The 5,695-nt window shown below is 38.1% G+C and carries 3 protein-coding genes; all 3 read right to left on the minus strand.

Annotated features, from left to right (window positions below):
- Positions 1-72 precede the first annotated feature (72 nt).
- Positions 73-1,284, minus strand: a complete 1,212-nt coding sequence (locus tag WFK35_RS19860) for a PepSY-associated TM helix domain-containing protein (protein WP_336734153.1) — start codon at positions 1,282-1,284, stop codon at positions 73-75.
- A 64-nt stretch (positions 1,285-1,348) separates the two neighbouring features.
- On the minus strand, positions 1,349-3,484 hold the full coding sequence (locus tag WFK35_RS19865) for a TonB-dependent siderophore receptor (RefSeq protein WP_336734155.1): 2,136 nt from the start codon (positions 3,482-3,484) through the stop codon (positions 1,349-1,351).
- A 149-nt stretch (positions 3,485-3,633) separates the two neighbouring features.
- Positions 3,634-5,695, minus strand: a 2,062-nt coding sequence (locus WFK35_RS19870; protein WP_336734158.1) for a preprotein translocase subunit SecA, incomplete at its 5' end; no start/stop codon positions are given.

Consider the following 5,695-nt stretch of genomic DNA (forward strand, 5'->3'; position numbering starts at 1 on the left):
TTCTAAAAGGTTAAAATTATAAAAAAGATTGTATTCTGAGACGATTAACCTAAGATTTATTTAAAAAAAATATTATGTTGTTTTCGGTGTTTTCTTTTTTCTTCTTCCCCACCAGATCATAAAGCCTGTAACGGGTAATGAGGCACATATCAGACTTACAGTGAAAGCAATGATCTTTGTGGGAAGTCCCAATATAGATCCGACATGGATATCGTAGTTGGCTCCCACTGTTTTTTCGCCGAAATTTTTGTCTTTCATATCGTGCGTGTGAAGCAGTTCTCCCGAGTTTTCATCAAAGATTAAACTGCTGCTTTTGTGATAGGAATAGGAGAGGTGTTTTACATAGACTTCAAAATTCGGATGTTCGTGGTCGTCCATATGTTCGTGTCCGAGATCGATGGAAAAGTTATAGGAATCGGGATATTTTGCTTTAACGGTATTGCTTATTTTGTCTAAAGTTCCTTCGGTTCTCCATTCAATCGGTGCTTTTGTTTTGATGGATGAAAAGTCGGGATAAGCCGTTTTTCCTCCTGAAAAGATGAAATATATTGATGACTGAACGAATAGAAAGGCGTAAAACAATCCGGTAATGGAGAAAATCAGCGCGAAAACGGAAGCGTAAAAACCTAAAACATTGTGAAGGTCATAGTTTTTTCTTTTCCAGTTTTTTACATTTTTCCATTTGAAGGAGAAACGCTGTTTTCTTGCCGCTTTATTTTTAGGCCACCATAGAATAATTCCGGAAATCAGCATGAATACAAAGATCAGCACAGGAATTCCCACAACATAGGTTCCCCAGGATTGCTTTAAGAGAAAACTCCAGTGGATCATTTTAACGATCTGGAAAAATCCGTTTTTCTCATCGTACGTTCCTAGAACCTTTCCGCTGTAAGGATTTACATAAGCTACTTTATAGATGGGAAATTCATCAAAATAATTCCAGCCTTTCGGATCATGTTCGTACCAGTAAAATAGGTAAGACATCTTTTTATCAATCGGAATATTCACCCAATGCACAGGATATTTTTCTTTTACCTGCGAAACCACTGCTTTTTCCAGTGTTCTTATCGGAAGAACCTGTTTCTGATCGATGTTCTGCTCGTTATGATAGATCACGTCTTTTCTTGTCGCATTTTCAATTTCATCCTTGAAAACGTACAATGCTCCCGTTATCGAAATAATGAAGATCAGAAATCCAATCCCAAGACCGAGCCACAAATGCAGTTTTCCCGTCCATTTTTTAAAGGCATCCGGCTTTTTTTTGTGATGATGCTTTTTCCTCATTTTTATTAAACTTTTAATGAAAGAAAAGTCAGCCTCCGGAAAGGCTAACTTTTATGATTGATAATTAAAATTTATATCCGACAGAAAGTCTGAAGTTTCTCGGGGCTTCAGCCTGATAATAATAGTAGGCTCCGTATGGCGATCCCGAATAAAGATACCTGTTGAAAACATTGAAGACATTAAGTCCGACTCTGAATTTTGTGTTTTCCCACGAAAGTCCCGCATCAAATTTTACATAATCGTCCATGTCTTTCTGCGTTCCGCTATTTGCCCAGTTCCAACTGCTTCGGTCTGCAAGATAGGTTCCTCCAAAAGATAACCCGAAACCTTCCAGAGTTCCCTGTGTAAAGGTATAGTTTAGCCATCCGTTCATCGTGTGTTTCGCATAACCCGGAATTCTCATTCCTACAGGATTCTTTACAGGATCATTGGATTCTGTGATTTTGTTTTCCGTGAAAGCATAGTTAAAGATGGCATTAAATCCTCTTGTGATTTCACCTTTCAGATCAAATTCAATTCCCTGAACTCTTGTTTTGCCCAGATCAATGATAAAGTTTTCAAGAGCGCTGTTTGCAGGATCTGCAACCGTAGAATTTCTTTTGATGATATTGTACAAAGACAACGTGGTATTCCATTTTCCGCCGAACCAGTCTCTTTTCACCCCAACTTCCATATTATTTCCAGTGATAGGTTTTGGAATTCCTCCGGTTCTGAAAAACCCTGCCTGAGGAACGAAAGACTGATCGTATAAACCATACACAGAAGTATTATCGTCAATCGAATAGCTTATTCCGATTCGCGGTGTAATTTTGTCTGCTTCTGCTTTGGTTCCGTAAGAATTTTCTTTCACATTGGTATAACGCGCAGCAAGGGTTAATCTCAAAGCATCATTAAAAAATCCTAATTCATCCTGAATATACAATCCGGTATAGTTTTGTTCAATAGTTCCGTAAGGTGTTGCTCTGCTTTCCAGCGAAGTGCTTGTATCAAACTGTGCATATCCGTTGGAAGGCGGGCTGTATGTAGTGGAATTGATATTAAAAGGTTTTGCGGCTGTGTCTAAATCATGTTTTTGATTCCAGTCTGCCATATATTTTTTAGAGCCGAGATCCAGCCCTGTTAAGATTTTATGAGAAACAGCTCCTGTTTTGAAGTAACCGTTAAGAAATACCTGCCCGAATTTCATCACATTGCTGGCTTCCCAAAAATAAAGCGTTCTGATCATGTCTCCATTCGGTAAAAATTGAGAAGGCCAGATGTCGCTTCCCAAGGTGTATTCATTCACATAAGTAAGCTGTGAAGTCAGTTTCCAGTTGCTGTTAAACTTATGTTGAATATTTACATTTACGGTATTATTATCCACATTGGTGGGTGCAATTCCGGGATCGGTCATGGTGTATTCAACCGGTTTTGTGGCATAGCCTTCATAGCTGAAAACGTAGGCAGAACCTACTTCAGACATTTTTGCTTTCTGATAAATATATTCTGCTGTTAAAGTCGTTTTATCGGTAAGATTTACCTTTAAGGAAGGATTGATGATGTATCTGTCATTAAATTCATAGTCTCTGAAACTGTTTTTATTCTGAGCCATTAAATTTAATCTGAAAGCCACTTTATCTGTAATTTTAGTATCTACATCGGCTTCTCCTCTGTACATATTAAAGCTTCCGAGAGTTACTCTTGCAGAACCGTTTAAAGACTGTCCTGTCGGTTTTTTGGTAACGATATTGTAAATTCCGCTTGGTTCACCGTTAGACATCAAAAATCCGGATGGTCCTTTTACAAATTCAATGTGGTCTACATAAGACATATCTTCGCTAAGCGGTCCCCAGTTTGAAGTTACATTCACTCCATTCATGAAAGCTGCGGCTCTGGAACCTCTCATATTTACTCTGGTGTACATATCTCCCCAATGTTCAAGCCTTTGAGCTCCCGCAACGTTTCTAAGAACACCGTCTCCCAAAGTGGTAACCTGTTGATCTTCCAGTGCTCTGTTTGTAATGATGGAAACATTCTGAGGAATCTTGATTAATTCTTCGTCCAGACGAATAGAAGAAGAACCTTCTTTTTCAACATATTTCTTGTAATACTTTCCATTTACAATTACCTCTTCAATATCATTTCCTTTAATTGAATCTTTTTCCTGAGCAAACGTTAGCATAGAACCTAACAGCGAAGCACAGATCAGTACATTTTTCATGAAACCCTAAATTTTTATGCAAATATATTGTTTTTAATTATTCTAAATAAATAATAAAATTGATTTTTGTCATAAAAAGAAATGGAAAGAGCAACAAAAAACCGTTACAAACTGAATTGTAACGGTTTTTAAAGTATGGTTAATAATTCTTATGCAGGAATTTCACCTTTGTATAAGAATGAGATAATCTCTTTGTTTAATTTATCAATCATTTCGCTGAATAAGTGGAAAGATTCCTGCTTGTAGATTACTAACGGATCTTTCTGCTCGTAAACAGCTCCCTGAGAAGATCTTCTTAAATCGTCCATTTCACGAAGGTGAAGCTTCCAGTTTTCATCGATGATGGATAACGTAATGTTCTTTTCAAAATCGTTGATTAAGCTGTCGCACTGCGTTTCATAAGCTTCTTTAAGATCGGTTACGATCGTCATTGTTTTATGACCGTCTGTAAACGGAACCTGGATCATTCTGAACATTGAACCCTGATTCTGATAAACATTCTCGATAATCGGGAAAGATTTTTCTTTCAGTAAGTTCAGTTTCATCTGATAATCTTCCTGAGCCGCCTTGAATAAAATGTTCGTTAAATCCTGAACCGTTTTATTCTTGAAATCGTTCTCGGAAACCGGAGATTCCATCGTAAATGTTTTGATGATCTCGTATTCGAAATCTTTATAGCTTCCTGTCGCTTTTCCTTTTGCAGCAATAGAATTTGCCACGTCAAAGATCATATTGGTGATGTCGTACTTCAGGTGATCTCCGAACAAAGCGTTCTTTCTTCTCTTATAAATAACGTCACGCTGCTTGTTCATTACATCATCGTACTCAAGAAGTCTTTTTCTTGTTCCGAAGTTGTTTTCCTCTACTTTTTTCTGCGCTCTTTCAATGGATTTTGAGATCATGGAATGCTGAATCACTTCACCTTCCTTATGCCCCATTCTGTCCATCATTTTTGCAATTCTTTCAGAACCGAATAAACGCATTAAGTTATCTTCCAGAGAAACATAGAACTGAGAACTTCCCGGATCTCCCTGTCTTCCTGCTCTACCTCTCAACTGTCTGTCAACACGTCTTGAATCGTGTCTTTCTGTACCGATGATTGCCAGACCTCCTGCTTCTTTTACCTCTTTAGATAATTTAATATCCGTACCACGACCTGCCATGTTGGTTGCAATGGTTACAACGCCCGGCTGCCCTGCTCCTGCAACAATTTCCGCTTCTTTTTTGTGAAGCTTCGCGTTCAGAACCTGATGCGGAATTTTTCTTAACTGAAGGGCTTTTGATAATAACTGTGAAATTTCAACAGAAGTTGTACCTACCAGAACAGGTCTTCCTGCAGCCGTCAGTTTTTCAACCTCTTCAATTACAGCATTGTATTTTTCTCTGTTGGTTTTGTAAACCAAATCCTGTTTGTCGTGTCTTAAAATCGGACGGTTGGTGGGAATTACCACTACATCTAATTTATAAATCTCCCAAAGCTCGCCAGCTTCTGTTTCCGCAGTACCCGTCATCCCCGCAAGTTTATTGTACATACGGAAATAATTCTGAAGGGTAATGGTTGCAAAAGTCTGCGTTGCAGCTTCGATTTTTACATTTTCTTTCGCTTCGATCGCCTGGTGAAGACCGTCTGAATAACGTCTTCCTTCCATGATACGACCAGTCTGTTCATCAACGATTTTTACCTCACCGTCAATAACCACATATTCATCATCTTTTTCAAATAATGTGTATGCTTTCAGCAACTGGCTCATCGTGTGAACTCTTTCAGATTTTTCTGCAAAATCAGAGAAAAGTCTTTCTTTCGCTTCGAATTCTTCTTCTTTAGATAAATTTTTAGCTTCCAGTTCTGCGATTTCAGTTCCGATGTCCGGAAGTACGAAGAAGTTAGGATCAGAGTTTCCTTGAGACATGTATTCAACACCTTTGTCTGTAAGATCAACCTGATTGTTTTTTTCTTCAATAACGAAGTAAAGATCTTTATCTACAATCGGCATATCGCGGTTGTTGTCCTGCATATACTGCGCTTCTACTTTCTGAAGCAATGCACGGTTTCCGCTTTCCGATAAGAATTTAATTAATTGTCTACTCTTAGGAAGACCTCTGTAAGCCTGAAGCAATTTAAATCCTCCTTCCTTTGTATTTCCTGCAGCGATTAATTTTTTCGCTTCATTAAATATAGTGGAAACTGTTTTTTTCTGAACTTCAACAATT

The organism is Chryseobacterium sp. VD8 (assembly GCF_037149975.1).
GTDB lineage: Bacteria > Bacteroidota > Bacteroidia > Flavobacteriales > Weeksellaceae > Chryseobacterium > Chryseobacterium indicum.

What these genes read in the sequence shown, in the direction of transcription:
- WFK35_RS19860 (WP_336734153.1), bottom strand. Translation starts at nt 1,284, where the DNA reads ATGAGGAAAAAGCATCATCACAAAAAAAAGCCGGATGCCTTTAAAAAA.
- WFK35_RS19865 (WP_336734155.1), bottom strand. Translation starts at nt 3,484, where the DNA reads ATGAAAAATGTACTGATCTGTGCTTCGCTGTTAGGTTCTATGCTAACG.